At 44.3% G+C, this 14,077-nt stretch carries 16 protein-coding genes; 5 read left to right on the top strand and 11 right to left on the bottom strand.

What is annotated here, in order from left to right; translation table 11 throughout:
- Positions 1-109: 109 nt before the first annotated feature.
- The 4 genes from N4J56_RS25745 to N4J56_RS25730 all read right to left on the bottom strand — a co-directional run bounded on the left by N4J56_RS25745 (position 110) and on the right by N4J56_RS25730 (position 3,106).
- Positions 110-970 carry a 3'(2'),5'-bisphosphate nucleotidase CysQ gene (locus tag N4J56_RS25745; RefSeq protein WP_317109028.1) on the bottom strand — a complete coding sequence of 287 codons (861 nt, stop codon included), beginning with the start codon at positions 968-970 and terminating at the stop codon, positions 110-112.
- Between the two features lie 65 nt (positions 971-1,035).
- On the bottom strand, positions 1,036-1,848 hold the full coding sequence (locus N4J56_RS25740; protein ID WP_317109027.1) for a TlyA family RNA methyltransferase: 813 nt from the start codon (positions 1,846-1,848) through the stop codon (positions 1,036-1,038).
- A gap of 6 nt (positions 1,849-1,854) precedes the next feature.
- Positions 1,855-2,283: a DUF29 family protein gene (locus tag N4J56_RS25735; protein ID WP_317109026.1), complete on the bottom strand. Its 429-nt coding sequence runs from the start codon at positions 2,281-2,283 to the stop codon at positions 1,855-1,857.
- Between the two features lie 49 nt (positions 2,284-2,332).
- Positions 2,333-3,106: a nucleoside phosphorylase gene (locus tag N4J56_RS25730; RefSeq protein ID WP_317109025.1), complete on the bottom strand. Its 774-nt coding sequence runs from the start codon at positions 3,104-3,106 to the stop codon at positions 2,333-2,335.
- Positions 3,107-3,282: 176 nt separating this feature from the next.
- Between N4J56_RS25730 and N4J56_RS25725 the strand changes: the two genes are divergently transcribed.
- From N4J56_RS25725 to N4J56_RS25715, 3 genes are all read left to right on the top strand, one after another.
- Complete coding sequence (locus tag N4J56_RS25725) at positions 3,283-5,016, top strand: dynamin family protein (protein ID WP_317109024.1); 1,734 nt, start codon at positions 3,283-3,285, stop codon at positions 5,014-5,016.
- Positions 5,017-5,174: 158 nt separating this feature from the next.
- Positions 5,175-5,303 carry a hypothetical protein gene (locus N4J56_RS25720; protein WP_317109023.1) on the top strand — a complete coding sequence of 43 codons (129 nt, stop codon included), beginning with the start codon at positions 5,175-5,177 and terminating at the stop codon, positions 5,301-5,303.
- Complete coding sequence (locus N4J56_RS25715) at positions 5,290-5,868, top strand: hypothetical protein (RefSeq protein ID WP_317109022.1); 579 nt, start codon at positions 5,290-5,292, stop codon at positions 5,866-5,868. Before N4J56_RS25720 ends, N4J56_RS25715 begins: the two co-directional genes overlap by 14 nt.
- A gap of 27 nt (positions 5,869-5,895) precedes the next feature.
- Here the strand turns inward: N4J56_RS25715 and xylB are convergent, their stop codons facing one another.
- Complete coding sequence (gene xylB / locus N4J56_RS25710; protein WP_317109021.1) at positions 5,896-7,362, bottom strand: xylulokinase; 1,467 nt, start codon at positions 7,360-7,362, stop codon at positions 5,896-5,898.
- A 158-nt stretch (positions 7,363-7,520) separates the two neighbouring features.
- Complete coding sequence (locus N4J56_RS25705; RefSeq protein WP_410500593.1) at positions 7,521-8,156, bottom strand: hypothetical protein; 636 nt, start codon at positions 8,154-8,156, stop codon at positions 7,521-7,523.
- A 242-nt stretch (positions 8,157-8,398) separates the two neighbouring features.
- Here N4J56_RS25705 and N4J56_RS25700 point away from each other — a divergent pair, with 242 nt between their 5' ends.
- The gene (locus N4J56_RS25700) at positions 8,399-8,839 is read left to right on the top strand and encodes a hypothetical protein (RefSeq protein ID WP_236147197.1); all 441 of its coding nucleotides are present in this window, start codon (positions 8,399-8,401) and stop codon (positions 8,837-8,839) included.
- A 186-nt stretch (positions 8,840-9,025) separates the two neighbouring features.
- Here the strand turns inward: N4J56_RS25700 and N4J56_RS25695 are convergent, their stop codons facing one another.
- From N4J56_RS25695 to upp, 3 genes are all read right to left on the bottom strand, one after another.
- Entirely contained in the window at positions 9,026-9,310 is a 285-nt protein-coding gene (locus N4J56_RS25695; protein WP_039713839.1) for a YggT family protein, read from the bottom strand.
- 140 nt (positions 9,311-9,450) lie between these two features.
- The gene (locus N4J56_RS25690) at positions 9,451-9,801 is read right to left on the bottom strand and encodes a hypothetical protein (protein WP_015156462.1); all 351 of its coding nucleotides are present in this window, start codon (positions 9,799-9,801) and stop codon (positions 9,451-9,453) included.
- 57 nt (positions 9,802-9,858) lie between these two features.
- Positions 9,859-10,509, bottom strand: a complete 651-nt coding sequence (gene upp / locus N4J56_RS25685) for a uracil phosphoribosyltransferase (protein WP_317109019.1) — start codon at positions 10,507-10,509, stop codon at positions 9,859-9,861.
- Positions 10,510-10,853: 344 nt separating this feature from the next.
- Between upp and crtH the strand changes: the two genes are divergently transcribed.
- Positions 10,854-12,398: a carotenoid isomerase gene (crtH, locus tag N4J56_RS25680; protein WP_317109018.1), complete on the top strand. Its 1,545-nt coding sequence runs from the start codon at positions 10,854-10,856 to the stop codon at positions 12,396-12,398.
- Positions 12,399-12,415: 17 nt separating this feature from the next.
- Here crtH and mazG read toward each other — a convergent pair whose 3' ends face one another.
- Together mazG and N4J56_RS25670 are read right to left on the bottom strand one after the other, a co-directional pair.
- Entirely contained in the window at positions 12,416-13,234 is an 819-nt protein-coding gene (gene mazG / locus N4J56_RS25675) for a nucleoside triphosphate pyrophosphohydrolase (protein WP_317109017.1), read from the bottom strand.
- A 46-nt stretch (positions 13,235-13,280) separates the two neighbouring features.
- Positions 13,281-13,895: a metal-binding protein gene (locus tag N4J56_RS25670; RefSeq protein ID WP_317109016.1), complete on the bottom strand. Its 615-nt coding sequence runs from the start codon at positions 13,893-13,895 to the stop codon at positions 13,281-13,283.
- Between the last annotated feature and the right edge of the window lie 182 nt (positions 13,896-14,077).

Raw genomic sequence — 14,077 nt, 5'->3', positions numbered from 1 at the left:
TTCAATGTAACGAGAATTACCGAAGATAAAAAATTTCTCTAGGATGATTTTTGGGTCAGAAAGCAGAAGGCAGGCGATCGCGAGGTTATGACACCGTTCTCAAGAGCGTTTAAATCGCCTCATTTTCTATTTCTACTAATATTCTTTCAGCTTCAGCGCACAATCGATCGTGACACTCACCATTACTAGCAATTAGACCGCCCCATTGACTGACATCTTCTTTGTTATAAATTAAAGGAGTTCCATCAAAGTGTGTTAGTTTTCCTCCAGCTTCTGTAAGAATCAACTCTGGTGCGGCTAAGTCCCAATCTTTAGGGGCGGAGTTACCAGAAAGAGAAATATAAACATCTGCTTGTTGTTCGACAATAGCAGCTATTTTTCCACCAATACTACCCACACTCTTTTGTTTTTTACATAGTAATTTAGATAGAATTTTCTCTAATTTCTTACCTCTATGTGAACGACTCACAACTATTGTAAATTCTTCAATATTGTGCCGTCGAGAAACTTTTACTTGTTGAATATTGCCATCGCGAGTTTCAACAAATGTTCCGCCTCCTAATGTAGCAAAATAAAGTCTTTCTGCTTCTGGATAGGCTACGACTGATAATACCGGACGACCATCTTTAACCAAAGCAATGTGAATTGTATATTCTCCAGTTTTGTCGATAAAATCTCGCGTACCATCTAAAGGGTCGATTATCCAAACCCAAGATTTGGTTGGCTGTGGTGTAGAAGATTTATAAGTCTCTTCGGTAATATAAGCAAATTCTTCCTGTCCCAAGTTAGTTTGCAGGCGATCGAGGATATAACGATTCACGGCTAAATCTGCTGAGGTGACGGGACTTCCTTGCTTATCTTTAATGTCTAGGTTGTCTTTATTTTCACCATAATAATAAGACCGGAGAAGATAGGATGCACCCCAACCAACGGAACGAGCGATCGCGAGAATTTCTTCTAAAGATGGCATGTATTTATAACTGTAATCGTTTTACCCCCATTAATTCTAGTTGTAGAAACGGAAGTCTTGCATCTTTAACTCGAAAATTGCTGCCGCGCTTTGCTAGCAAGCTGTTGAATTGCCTGAAGTTCGGGTTCTGGTGTCTGGCTTTCCATCCCTAGCCATAATAAATACTCAATGTTTCCCGCTGGACCCTGAATTGGCGACCAGGTTAAGCCGCAATATTGCCAGCCTAGTTCTCGCGATGTTTGGAGAACTTGGAAAACTGCCTCTGCTTGATCGTTAGGATCGCGCACGACTCCTTTTTTACCAACCCGCGATCGCCCAACTTCAAATTGAGGTTTTACTAATAATATCGTCTCGCGAGGCTCGCTTAGAAGTTGCCACAATGCAGGCAAAACTTTAGTTAAGGAAATAAATGATACATCAACTACGGCTAAATCAGCTGGTGCTGCATTGCCATATAATTCTTCTGGGGTGAGATGGCGTAAATTCGTCCGTTCCCGCAACACGACACGCGGATCGTTACGCAAGCGCCACTCGACTTGTCCGTAACCGACATCGACACCGTAAACTTGTTTTGCGCCCGCTTGCAACAAGCAATCGGTAAAGCCTCCCGTCGATATTCCCCCATCTAAACAAATTCTGTCTGTTACAGAAATAGTAAATTCAGCTAAAGCTTTGGCGAGTTTTTCTCCACCTCTAGAAACATATGGCGATCGCGCTTTAATTTCAATTTTTGCGGTGGTTTCAATTTCCGTACCCGCTTTATCAATAACTTGCCGATTGACCATGACTTCCCCCGCCTGAATCAGTCGTTGTGCTTGCTGGCGAGAGGCACATAAATTTAATTCTACTAATAAAGTATCGAGTCGTTGTTTAGTCAAGGCAATTCACTCTTGCGGTAATATCAAACTCATAGCGCGATCGAGGATGACTTCGCGATCGACAATTTCTGCTAATGCTTCTGGTTCGTAAAGTCCTTCTGCTACTTCTAAAGAAGCCTCATCAATAGCATTGAGATATGCTTCTGCTAAAGTTTCTAATAGTTCTTCTGGAGTTAAATAATAACCCCCTGCTTTCCGCCTTTTATTTTCTCTTTGAATTTCTCGCACCGAATTCCGTATAGAAACTTCCCAAAAACGAGTTGTACGGTTTTCTGCCTGCTGCTTGATTAAATGTAACAGTAAAATCACGGCATAGCTGCGAATAGTCTTAATTATATCTTTGCGGCTCATTTCTTCTAATTCTTCAACAATCTTCAATGCTGCTGGGACATCACCTTTGAGCAGTAAATCTTTTAACTCTAGTAATTCTTCCATGGCTAGCACCTCAAAATCCATCCATCTCTATTCCGATTAATTCAGAGTATTATGCTAAATTTTCTATAACTCGAATCGCCACAGCGATCGCATTACCACCTGAATCTTCTTGCTGTTTTAATAATATCTCCTCGCTACTTGGGCGCTGGGCAACAACAGTACAAATGCAAGCTGCGGCAAAGTTATAAACTCCTGCCATTTTAAACAGCGTACCGGATTCCATTTCATAGTTAAGTATATTCAACCGTCTATATTCTGCTGTGATGCCTTGTAGCGATCGCATTAAATGCGGATTGGCAGAATCGACTCGTTCCTGCCCTTCATAGAACGTATCCACCGAAGCTGTAATTCCTAAATGATACTCTACTCCTAACTCCCGTGCTGCCTGGACTAAAGCCACCGTGAGGAAAGGATCGGCGGCGGCGGGATATTCTACAGGTGCAATATCGTTGGCTGCACCCTGACGGCACAAAGCCGCCTGACTGATGACAATACTTCCTGCTGGTACGTAGTCTTGGATCGAACCGCAAGTTCCGACGCGAATAATTTGCCGAATTCCCAACTGCACTAACTCATTCACCACAATACTTAGGGAAGGCGCACCCATGCCACTTGTCGCCGCTAAAAGCGATCGCCCATTCGCTAAATTGCCGATATAACTATTTAAACCGCGATTTGTCGATAACAAGCGATCGCCCTGTAAATAGGTTTTGGCGATGAAATGCGATCGTTCGGGATCTCCTGACAACAGCGCTATTGTAGGGGGTACAGCACCCAAGTCGTCTCGCCCAAAACCTAAGTGATACAAACGCTGACTCGTCATAACTTACTATAAACCAGTATTTTTACCATCTCATCATCTTCGCGATCGCCACCAACCACGGGAAAATTAGCTAAATTTCCCTAGTTTTGCTATGGGCATTGTAGGAATCTCAAGGTTATGGTTGTACAGAATTTACTCTTACGGACAAGATCGTTCCTTTACATAGGCGAAACAGCATGAATTACAAAGTAGAAACCGAAAATTTTCTTAAAGATTTAGAACGAGTTGCTCAAGTGAGGGTAGAAGTTGCTAACTATCTGGAACAGATGGCGGAAACGATTGAACTAGCAGAACTAGAAGGAAAAATTTCTTCTGGTGGACTTGGTTTAAATAGCCATTTAGAAGACATGAAAGCGGTAGAAAATAATTTACGCCAAGGAGTATTTCGATTTTTAGTTTTAGAAAATATGAAGCAAGATAAAAGTACTTTCTTGAATGCTTTGCTTGGTGAAAACTTATTATCTAGTAACATCAATTCATGTACGGCTGTTTTAACAATTTTACGGTATGGTAAGGAGAAGAAAGTTACAGTTTATTTTAACGACGACACAAAATCCGAACAATTAGATTTTCAGCAATTTATACAAACTTATACGCTCGATCCTTCAGAAGCAAAGCAGTTAGAACAAGACGATCGACAGGCATTTCCTAACGTCAGCTATGCGGTAGTCGAATATCCTTTACCTTTATTAGAAAAAGGAATAGAAATTATTGATAGCCCCGGTTTAAATGAGCCGGAAGCTCGGTTAGAAGGAACTGGTTTTCCCGAATTTTTAGGTTCGTTAAATACATTTCTTACCAAAGAAAGAGCGATCGCGCAACTGCGACAAGCAAGAACTATAGCGTGTCAAGCTTATACTCGCACTCACGAAGCGATCGAGCGTCGTATTCCTTTATTAGCGCAAGATGTCGATCGATTAAAGCGCAAAATTAATTCTGTAGAACCGGAATTTAAAAAGTTAACTGGCATTCGCGATCGCTTTCAACAAGAAATTCGCAGTATGAGAGATATCCAAGCGAAAGGAATTGCCGATTCATTTCGTAACTATATCTTAAATTTAGGCAATACTTTTGAAACTGATTTTCCACGCGATCGACTAGATTTAAAACTATTTGATTTTTTGAGTAAAAACAAACGTGATGCTTTTAATGCAGCACTAAAAAAGGCATTTGAACAGTATATTAACGATAAATTATCTAATTGGACGTTGAGTGCTGAAAAAAACTTAAATACAGCCTTTAATCAGCTTACCGTTAGCGCGACTCGATATGGTGAATCTTATTCTCAAATCACTGACGAAATAACTGAAAAAATTACCGAACAAAAGGTTGTAGCTAATCCTAATAGTACGGCTGAAGACGATAAGACACCTACTTGGACAAAATGGGCAATGGGATTGTTTTCGCTTACTAGGGGTAACTTAGCTGAGGTAGCAATAGCGGGTGCAGGGTTTGACTGGAAAAATAGCTTATTTAACTATGTTGCTGTCATTGGTATTGGTAATATTATTTCTGCGGCAGCAAGAATCTTTTTGGAGCCAACAGGATTAGCATTAATTGGTTTAGGCGTGGGTTTTGTGCAAGCAGATCGGGCGCGTCAAGAATTAGTCGAAATGACCGAAAAAGAATTAATCAAACATTTACCACAGCTAGCTAGCGAACAATGGCTTGCTGTATATAACGGCGTGAAAGAATATTTTGATGCTTACGAACGAGAAGTAACTAAGCGGATCGACGATGATATTACATCTCGAAAATCCGAACTAGATAATTTAGTCAAGCAAAAAGAAACGTTTGAGATAAATCGGGATGCAGAAGTGCAGCGCTTGCAAAAGCTAAATGGGGAAGTTGCAATAAAATCGCAACAAATTGAAAGGATATTTCAAAAATTGTCGAGCGCTTCAGCATGAAGATGGCTCATTTATACTTAATTCGGAATGAATGAATTGCCGCACAAGCGATGAGTTTTTCTAACAATATATTACCTACAAATTTATCTCAACAGCATCAGTTGCAATTGATTAATCGGGTTGGGGAAAATTTGGATTTGATAATTGGACAGTAGGGTGTGTTAATTAACGCACCCTACTACTTGTGGTGCGTGGCGCGACAACGCACCTTACTAGTTGATACCATTAGCAAAAAGAGCGATCGCATCTCTTCAGCAGATTTGCAGAAACACTATGGCAAAGCGTAAGAAAACCAATCTCCAGTGGATCAAAGAAACGCTTGAACTAAAGCCCGACCATCGTTGGGAAGCACCATCAAACTACAAAATCTTTGTTGCGGATCGGGGGGCTGTTCGCTTTAACGTTCCCCACAATTGGGTTTTTGAGCCACAAGAAAGTTCGTTCAAGTTCCGCGATCGCAAGCCGCCCAACGATGATTGCTGTCTGGAAATGTCTTTCAATCGCCTGCCACCGCGTGATTGGAGCCTGTTTCCACTAAAATCTACCTTGAAGAAGATCGTAGAAGACGACAGCCGTGACGTTATTGCTAAGGGAGAAATTGTTACCCTCAAGCGCCAAACTGCCAGAATTGTGTGGACGGAGATTAAGTTTATCGACACCCAGGAAGAACCACGCGAAGCTTTTTCGCGGACTTGCATCGGTCTGGGTTCAAACGTTCAATGCTTGATTACATTCGATTATTGGGCAGACCAAGCCGAACAGCTAACACCCGTTTGGGATGAAGTGATGCGATCGCTCACACTAGGGCTGTATATCCGCGATCCAATGACTGGTGTGGCTTTTCCAGATTGAACTCAACGGCAAACGAATGGTGTTCTGTCAGCGGACGGCTTTGAGGGCTTCGTATAGTAAGCTGTATCGCTCGAATGCTGCTTCGTATGCAGGGTTTGCTTCTGGCTGTACGACTTTATTATCCGGGGGCAGGATCTCAAACGCCGCCTCTAAATTTGGATGCGCGCCAACTCCTACCATTGCTAGAATAGCAGCTCCATAAGCGGCTCCTTCTTCAGAAGAAGGAGCCATCAGTTCTGCTTGTAAAATGTCTGCTAGAATCCGCAACCAAGTGTTAGATCTCGCGCCTCCACCCGTTGCTAAGAGTTGATGAACGGGCGTAATCTCACTGACGATCTCCATTGCCGTTCGCAAGCTAAATGCAACCCCCTCTAAGACGGCACGAACCAGATCTGCCTGTGTATGAGCCAACGACAGGTTAACCCAAGCCCCGCGAGTATCAGGATCGAGGTGGGGGCTGCGTTCTCCAGCTAAATGGGGTAGAAATAGCACCCCACGCGCACCAGGTAGCGATTGCTCTGCCATCTCCATCAAATCGGTAAAGGCAAGCTTTGAGGCAAATGTATCTTTGTACCAACGCAACGCCCCACCAGCCGCTAGCGTTACTCCTAGTAAGTGATAGCCACCGTCAGCATGGCAAAATAAATGCACTCGCCCTTCAGAATCGGGAATCGGGCGATCGCACGGGACAAAAATAACGCCCGATGTACCGATACTGAGACTGCCTCGGTTTAAATGGCTAGACGAAATACCCAAGCCAATCGCCGCCGCTGCATTGTCGCCACCACCCGCAACCACAGGTAATCCAGCAGGTAGTCCCGTACGACTAGCTATTTCCGATTTCAACCGTCCGGCGATCGCGGTGGATTCAACTACGGCAGGAAATAGCCCTGGATCGATCTTCAAGGCATTCAGTATATCTGCATCCCATTGCCGCTGCGCTAGATGCAAACATCCCGTACCGGATGCGTCCGAAGGCTCTGTCACTGCCTCCCCTGTCAGCACGTATCCTAGATAGTCTTTTGGTAAAAGAATTTGCTGTAGGCGATCGTATGCTTGCGGTTCTTCTGTCTGCAACCACACCACCTTCGGCAGTTGAAAACCTGTAATTGCTGGATTTCCCGTGCGTTGAATTAACTCTTGTCGCCCAATTGCAGTTTCAATTGCATCAACCGCTTTACCCGTGCGCTGGTCGTTCCACAAAATTGCTGGTCTAATCGCTTGACCATCTGCATCGAGCGGAACCATACCATGCATTTGTCCAGATAAACCCAGGGCGATCGCTGGGTGTCCGTTCAGCCTTTGCGTCAGATCTGATAGGGCTTCTAGACTAGCTGCAACCCAATCAGCAGGGTTTTGCTCAGTCCAGCCAGGTTGTGGTGTTAACAGAGGATAGCTTCTCGTCGTCTGCGCGATCGGTTGCCCTTGGAGATCGATAGCGATCGCTCGCACCCCTCCCGTACCCAAATCTAAACCAATAACAACGTCAGCCAACCGCTTTTTCCCAAATTCACAAATCCTATCTTAGCGATTTTAGAATGGCGATCGATTTCGAGAAAAAATTTCGATCGAGAAAAAATTCAGTTATCAGTGAGAGTTAACTAGCATCACAGAACGCACATATGGCAACTCTGCACCAGAGAAACAAAACATTACCTCTGAAGCCAACGCCAATAATAGCGATTCCACTGATAAATTCCCTGAATTTCATACTCCATACCCGTACTTATTAAACGAATGATGCAACTAGTAATAATATCTTCACCATTACGAACCTCGTTAACTTGAAGCACGGTACAGACAAACCATTGACGGCTGCAAGGTCCTTCATCTTGAACCCACTCCCACAAAGCATTAGAGACCTCAATGCGATCGCCTACTTTCAATTTCATTGGCGGTTCGTCATCAATTTCTACATATTTTTCAAAATGAGATGGTTCGATCCGATTGAGCCAAGATAAGCCAAAGCGATCGCGAATAAATTGGACGCTGCCTGAATCTCGCTCTTGCAGCCAATCGTTCATGAGTTGAACTTTCCAAGGTCGTTCCTGTCGCTCCTTTTCCCTCACGAACTGTAAAAAACTTTGTCGTTGTTCGAAAGTCAATTCGTCTAGAGGATTTATTTCCTGCCATTCCTGACGATTGCTATTTACTAACCCTTCTTTGTATAGTGATTCCAACACTACTTGCCGCAGAATTTGTTGCTGCTGTGGATTCAAAGGGCAATTTATGGCATCGCAGCGGGCGATCGCTGCTTGCAAGGCTGCTTCTATCTCACCTGGAGTCATAGCCAATAGCACGTTACTGCTAATTTCTATTTTCTTAATTATTACAGAGGGGCGAGGAGTGAGGGGCGAGGAGTGAGGAGACAAGGGAGCAAGACAAGTCACAAGTCACAATTAAACCCTACACCCTATACCCCACACCCTTCTTGCTTCACAACTCCCGACTCCCGACTCCCTACTCCCTACTCCCCCCTGAATTAAGGTAAGCTGAGGTTCTAGTCCCGATTAAGATTACAGTTAAAAATATGCGGCGGATTCTGGCTTTGGTTTTCTCTTGCTTTGTGGGAGCGATCGCCTGGTTTAGCGCCTGGTTATATATACCCCCTGCTCATGCCCTGACTCAAATTAAATTAACTAATCTTGATTATCATGAGTGTCCCGCCGAGCTAGCAGCAGGAGCAGTGACAAGTGGTGGTAACACTAGGGCAGCAAAGTGCTTTATCGTCACTGGTAAAGCTGAAAATTCCACGAATAAAACTGTTTATGATGCTGATATTTTCGGACGAGTTTATGACGCTAATAACGACCCGATGATTCAAAACCGCACTCGTCTGGGTTCAATTCCCGAAATTCCCCCAGGAGTTAGCGATTTTGAAATGCGACTCTCCGTTCCGGCAAATCAGCCTTTACCTTTACAGTTGAAACAATTTAAAGCAGCAGGTTTTGCTGCCCAAATTCGTAAATAAGGTGTCATTCGTCATTTATCATTTGTTTGTAATAACGATCGTGTAGGATGCGTTAGCTAATTGCTGGAATGTATCCGATTAAACTTGTAAGGGCATGTTACGCCAACATACCCTTACAAAAATGTTTATACTCAGGGTTAACTGCGATCGCTCGCTCATCGATTTGCGACCAATGACCAATGACAATTAAAAACCCATTGTCGGAGATCCACTCAATCCACCGACCAAACTACCCGCCAAATTGAGTAAAAGAATTGCCAAGATGGGAGAAATATCAATCCCACCTAGAGGCGGGATAATTGAACGAAACAAGTTTAAGTAGGGGTCTGTAATCTGGCTCAACGCTGCAAAAGGCTGATTGTACCAGTCAATACTGGGGAACCAGGTCAGCAAGACCCGAATAATAATGAGAACAGAATAAATTTGGATGAAGGTTGCAAGTGTATTTACAAGCAGCTGGGTTGAACTCATAGATGGGTAACTTTCCTGTCAAATATCAATAGTCACAATTCTTTTCAATCTAACCGATCTTTGCGACTAGCAAAGGAGAGAACTGGTTGATGGTGACATCATCCATTGGCATTAGCAACTCGAAATAGAATAATACTATTCTAGGGCGCGATGTCTTCTTCTCGGTGCGGGACACGCTCGGAATCCCCTACCCGCTCCCCATTGACTTGTCCTAACGTCAAGCGTACTTCGTCAATTGTCTCATTCAACTGGGCAATTTTATCTTCTAAGCTGCGGCGAGCGATTTCGATACTCTGTTCTGAAGCAGCTTTAAATTGTCGCCGCGATCGCCTGTTGTTAGATCCGGCTAGATTGGCATTGCGTCGATCTGGATCGGCTGCTTGTTCTGACGATCTTTGGGTAACTAGCAGTGCGCCGATCGCACCTCCTAACACACCTCCTACAATCGTCCCGGCGATAAATCCAGTGCTAAATCCATCACGCTGACTCACAATCTCACCATCCCAAAGAATACGATCCCAGCTGCATCTTACCTTATGTGCTGAACCTTATGTACCGAAGGTGCGATCGCCTGCGTCTCCCAATCCTGGCACGATAAATCCATGGCTATTCACTCCCTCGTCAATGGTTGCAGTATATACAACCAAGCCGGGATAAGCCACACTTAATTTTTGTAAAGCTGGAGGAGCGGCAACAATGGAAATAATTCGTGTTAGCGCCGGATCGACTCCCCGTTTGGTTAGTTCGCTCATTGCCATCATAATCGAACCTCCCGTTGCTAACATTGGTTCGGTAATCAACACCCGCGTCCCAGGTGGGAACTGAGCTGGTAATTTATTCAGATAGCAACTTGCTTCTAGCGTCTCTTCATTACGCACCAAACCGAGATGGTAAATCGATGCTATGGGTAGTACAGTTTGCGCTGACTCTAGCAATGCTAAGCCCGCTCGTAAAATTGGGACGATCGCGATCGGCACTGTAGGATTAATCATCGTTGCCGGACAAGTAGCTAGAGGCGTTTGCACGGTTAATTCCTCTGTTGGCAACCATTCGCGTACTGCTTCGTAGGTCAACCATCGTCCTAGTTCTGTCATTGCGCTTTTAAATAGCACAGAAGGAGTATCAGCATCGCGAGCAACACCCAACCAATGCTGAATTAATGGGTGGGGAGGAACGTAAACGCGCAGTTGCAATGTCATGAATCTCTAGAAAGCAAGGTGATGCAATTGTTGAATCATCATACTCTGTAGAGACACAAAATTTTGCTAACGGGAAGACACGCGAAATTACTCTCCCTTACATCAGGTAGGTCATCTTGGCAATAGTTGAGAATATTTTTCATTAGTATTGACATTTATTCTCAATCGAGTTTATATTGATTCTCAAGTGTTCTCCTCTCTTTAAGGATCGGCAGACGGGATTGGTCAGCAAGTGCGGCTAATCCCCATTTTTTTTAGGGGTGAGGAGCGAGGAGCGAGGAGCGAGAGACAGAAAAGGTACACTACACTATAAATTTAGTAAAGACTTTTCAACTGCTAACCTCATGCCTGCCGTTCTACCTGCCGCTAACCCTCACTCCTCACCCCTCACTCCTCACTCCTCATTTGATGCCATCATCATCGGCTCAGGCATTGGGGGATTAGTAACAGCAACTCAACTAGCAGCCAAAGGCGCTAAAGTCCTGGTACTAGAACGCTACTTGATTCCTGGTGGTAGTGCGGGATACTTCGAGCGAGAGGGCTACCGTTTTGATGTTGGGGCATCAATGATTTTTGGCTTCGGGACGCAAGGTACGACTAACTTACTGACTAAAGCCTTAGCCGCAGTTGATGTGAGCCTGGAAACAACTCCCGATCCCGTGCAAGTTCAATATCATTTACCCAAAGGTTTAGACTTAAAAGTTCACCGCAATTATGAGAAGTTTTTGCAAGAACTGACAGCCTATTTTCCCCACGAACGCCAAGGCATCCGCAAATTTTACAACGAGTGCTGGAAAGTTTTCAACTGTCTCAACAGTATGGACTTGCTGTCGTTAGAAGAACCTCGATATTTGACGCGAGTTTTCTTCCAGCATCCTTTATCGTGTCTGGGATTGGCTAAGTATTTGCCTCAAAATGTTGGCGATGTGGCACGACACTACATTAAAGACCCGCAACTGTTGCAGTTTATTGACATGGAGTGCTACATCTGGTCGGTCGTACCTGCCGATATGACACCGATGATTAATGCAGGGATGGTGTTTTCAGACAGACACTATGGCGGAATTAATTACCCCAATGGGGGTGTGGGTCAAATTGCGCTGAAATTAGTAGAGGGGTTAGAAAAAGCTGGCGGGAAAATTCAGTATGAAGCGAGGGTGACAAATATTCTGACTGAAAACGGACGGGCTGTAGGCGTACAACTGGCATCAGGAGAAGTCTATCGTGCCAAGCGCGTTGTTTCTAATGCGACTCGTTGGGATACATTTGAAAAATTACTGCCAGCCGAGAAAATGCCTCCCTCGGAACAGAAATGGCAGCAAAGATATCAAAAATCTCCTGGTTTTCTCAATTTACACTTGGGAGTCAAAGCAGATGTGTTATCACCGGGAACGGAATGCCACCACGTTTTATTAGAAGATTGGGGCAAGATGGAGGCAGCAGAAGGAACGATTTTTGTTTCGATTCCAACTTTATTAGATCCCCAGTTAGCGCCTGATGGATATCATATCGTCCACACTTTTACTCCTAGCTGGATAGAGGATTGGCAAGGGTTATCGCCGACTCAGTACGAACAGAAGAAAGAAGATGCAGCCGGACGTGTAATCGATCGCCTCGAAAAGATTTTTCCTGGTTTAGATGCAGGTTTAGACTATATGGAGGTAGGCACGCCTCGCACCCATCGCCGCTTTTTAGGACGAGATGACGGGACGTATGGACCCATACCTCAGCGTAAGTTGTTGGGATTGTTAGGAATGCCGTTTAATCGCACTGCTGTACCTGGGTTGTATTGCGTCGGCGATAGTACATTTCCAGGGCAAGGATTGAATGCAGTCGCATTTTCAGGGTTTGCCTGCGCGCATAGAATAGCTGTCGATCTGGGATTGTAGCGTTACAAATAGCAGCATTACGGCAAATCGTCTGACCGATCTAACTGAGCTTTGGCACGCTGCCAGAGATTTTCTAATTCTTCTAAAGAGTAATCTGTTAGGGGACGACCTGCCAATGTTTCTACTTGAGATAAGCGCTGAATAAAACGCTGATTTGTACCTTGTAAGGCAGCATCAGGATCGAGATCGTACCACCGCGCCAGGTTAATAATGACAAATAGCAAATCTCCCAGTTCTTCTTGTTGTCTTGCGGGAGATTCACAAGCGATCGCCTGTTGAAATTCTGCCAATTCTTCGTTAAATTTTTCCCAGACTCCTTCTACATCGTCCCATTCAAAACCGACTGCCGCAGCTTTGCGTGAAATCTTCATTCCAGCGGTGAGGGGTGGGAGTGTTCGAGCATATCGTAAAAGTTTATTGGTCAGTTTTTCTGCTGCAATTGGCGATTCACCTTTTTCAACAGCTTTGATTTCTTCCCAATTTTGCCGCACTTGTTCGACGTTTTCTACAGTGACATTGCCAAAGACGTGAGGATGGCGACGAATTAGTTTTTGGATAATGCCTTGAGCAACTTCTGTCAAACTAAAATCATTTGATTCTGAAGCGATTTGAGCTTGCAGAACGACTTGTAATAGTAAATCGCCTAATTCATCTGCGATCGCATTTTTATCTCCACTCCGAATTGCGTCAACGACCTCATAAGCTTCTTCCGTCACGTAGGGAATTAATGTTTCTGGTGTTTGGACTAAATCCCAAGGACAACCACCATCAGGCGATCGTAATTTGGCTACTACATTAATTAGATCTTGTAGGGCGGCGATTTTGTCATTTGTCATTGGTAGTTGGTAATTGGTAATTGGTAGTTGGTAGTTGGTGAGCAAATTACGACTTACGACTTTTCCTTTGCTCCCTCAGCTTCCTCAGCTCTCTTCTATCTCCTGTCTCCTTTTTTCTGACTATTTTGCCACGTTGCGGTGGGAGATTGCGGTTTTTTTGTTTCTGCTGGCGTTTATAGGTAGAATGGCTCCAATCGCTGATAACGTGGCTCATCGCTCCTAATTCTAGTCCGAGACAGAGCGCGATCCATTCGGTGGCATGGTGAGTTAGCGATCGCTTTACCATTTCCCCTAAAGTTTGCCAGTTCCATCCTACATCCCACACGAATTGAGCAATTCCCAAAAAGAAAAGTCCTAAAATACTTAACCAGATGGCAAGGTAGACGAGGCGCAGGATCGTGCCGATCGCGAATCCGTGAGACAGTAGGGAACGATGTTTGACAGTTTTTTGATAGGGTATCCAAATCCAGCGCGCGTAACCCCAACGTTGGTACTGTCGGGAGTAGAGATCTAAGTCGGGACCAAACATCAGTCCGCTAAATAAATATGCCCCTGATAGGATTAATGTAATATTGCCACTCTGAGTTTGTCCGAAGGCGATCCCGGCAATGATAGGTAAACTCCAAAGAGTAATGCGATCGTGAGTTTGACCAGAGGGCATAAGGGCTAGGGTAAGAAAGAGCTTAAGGAGGCTGAGGGAGCTGAGGGAGAAAAAATACCATACTACACCCTACACCCTACACCCTGCATACCACTCACTACTCACTACTCACTTGACATTAACTTAGAGAAAATAATTTTTGGAAAAGCTGGATCTAAATCGTAGATGTTTGCTATGATAAA

It is taken from the genome of Chroococcidiopsis sp. SAG 2025 (genome assembly GCF_032860985.1).
In the GTDB taxonomy this organism is placed as follows: domain Bacteria; phylum Cyanobacteriota; class Cyanobacteriia; order Cyanobacteriales; family Chroococcidiopsidaceae; genus Chroococcidiopsis.
This window is presented reverse-complemented; position numbering and strand designations above follow the sequence as displayed.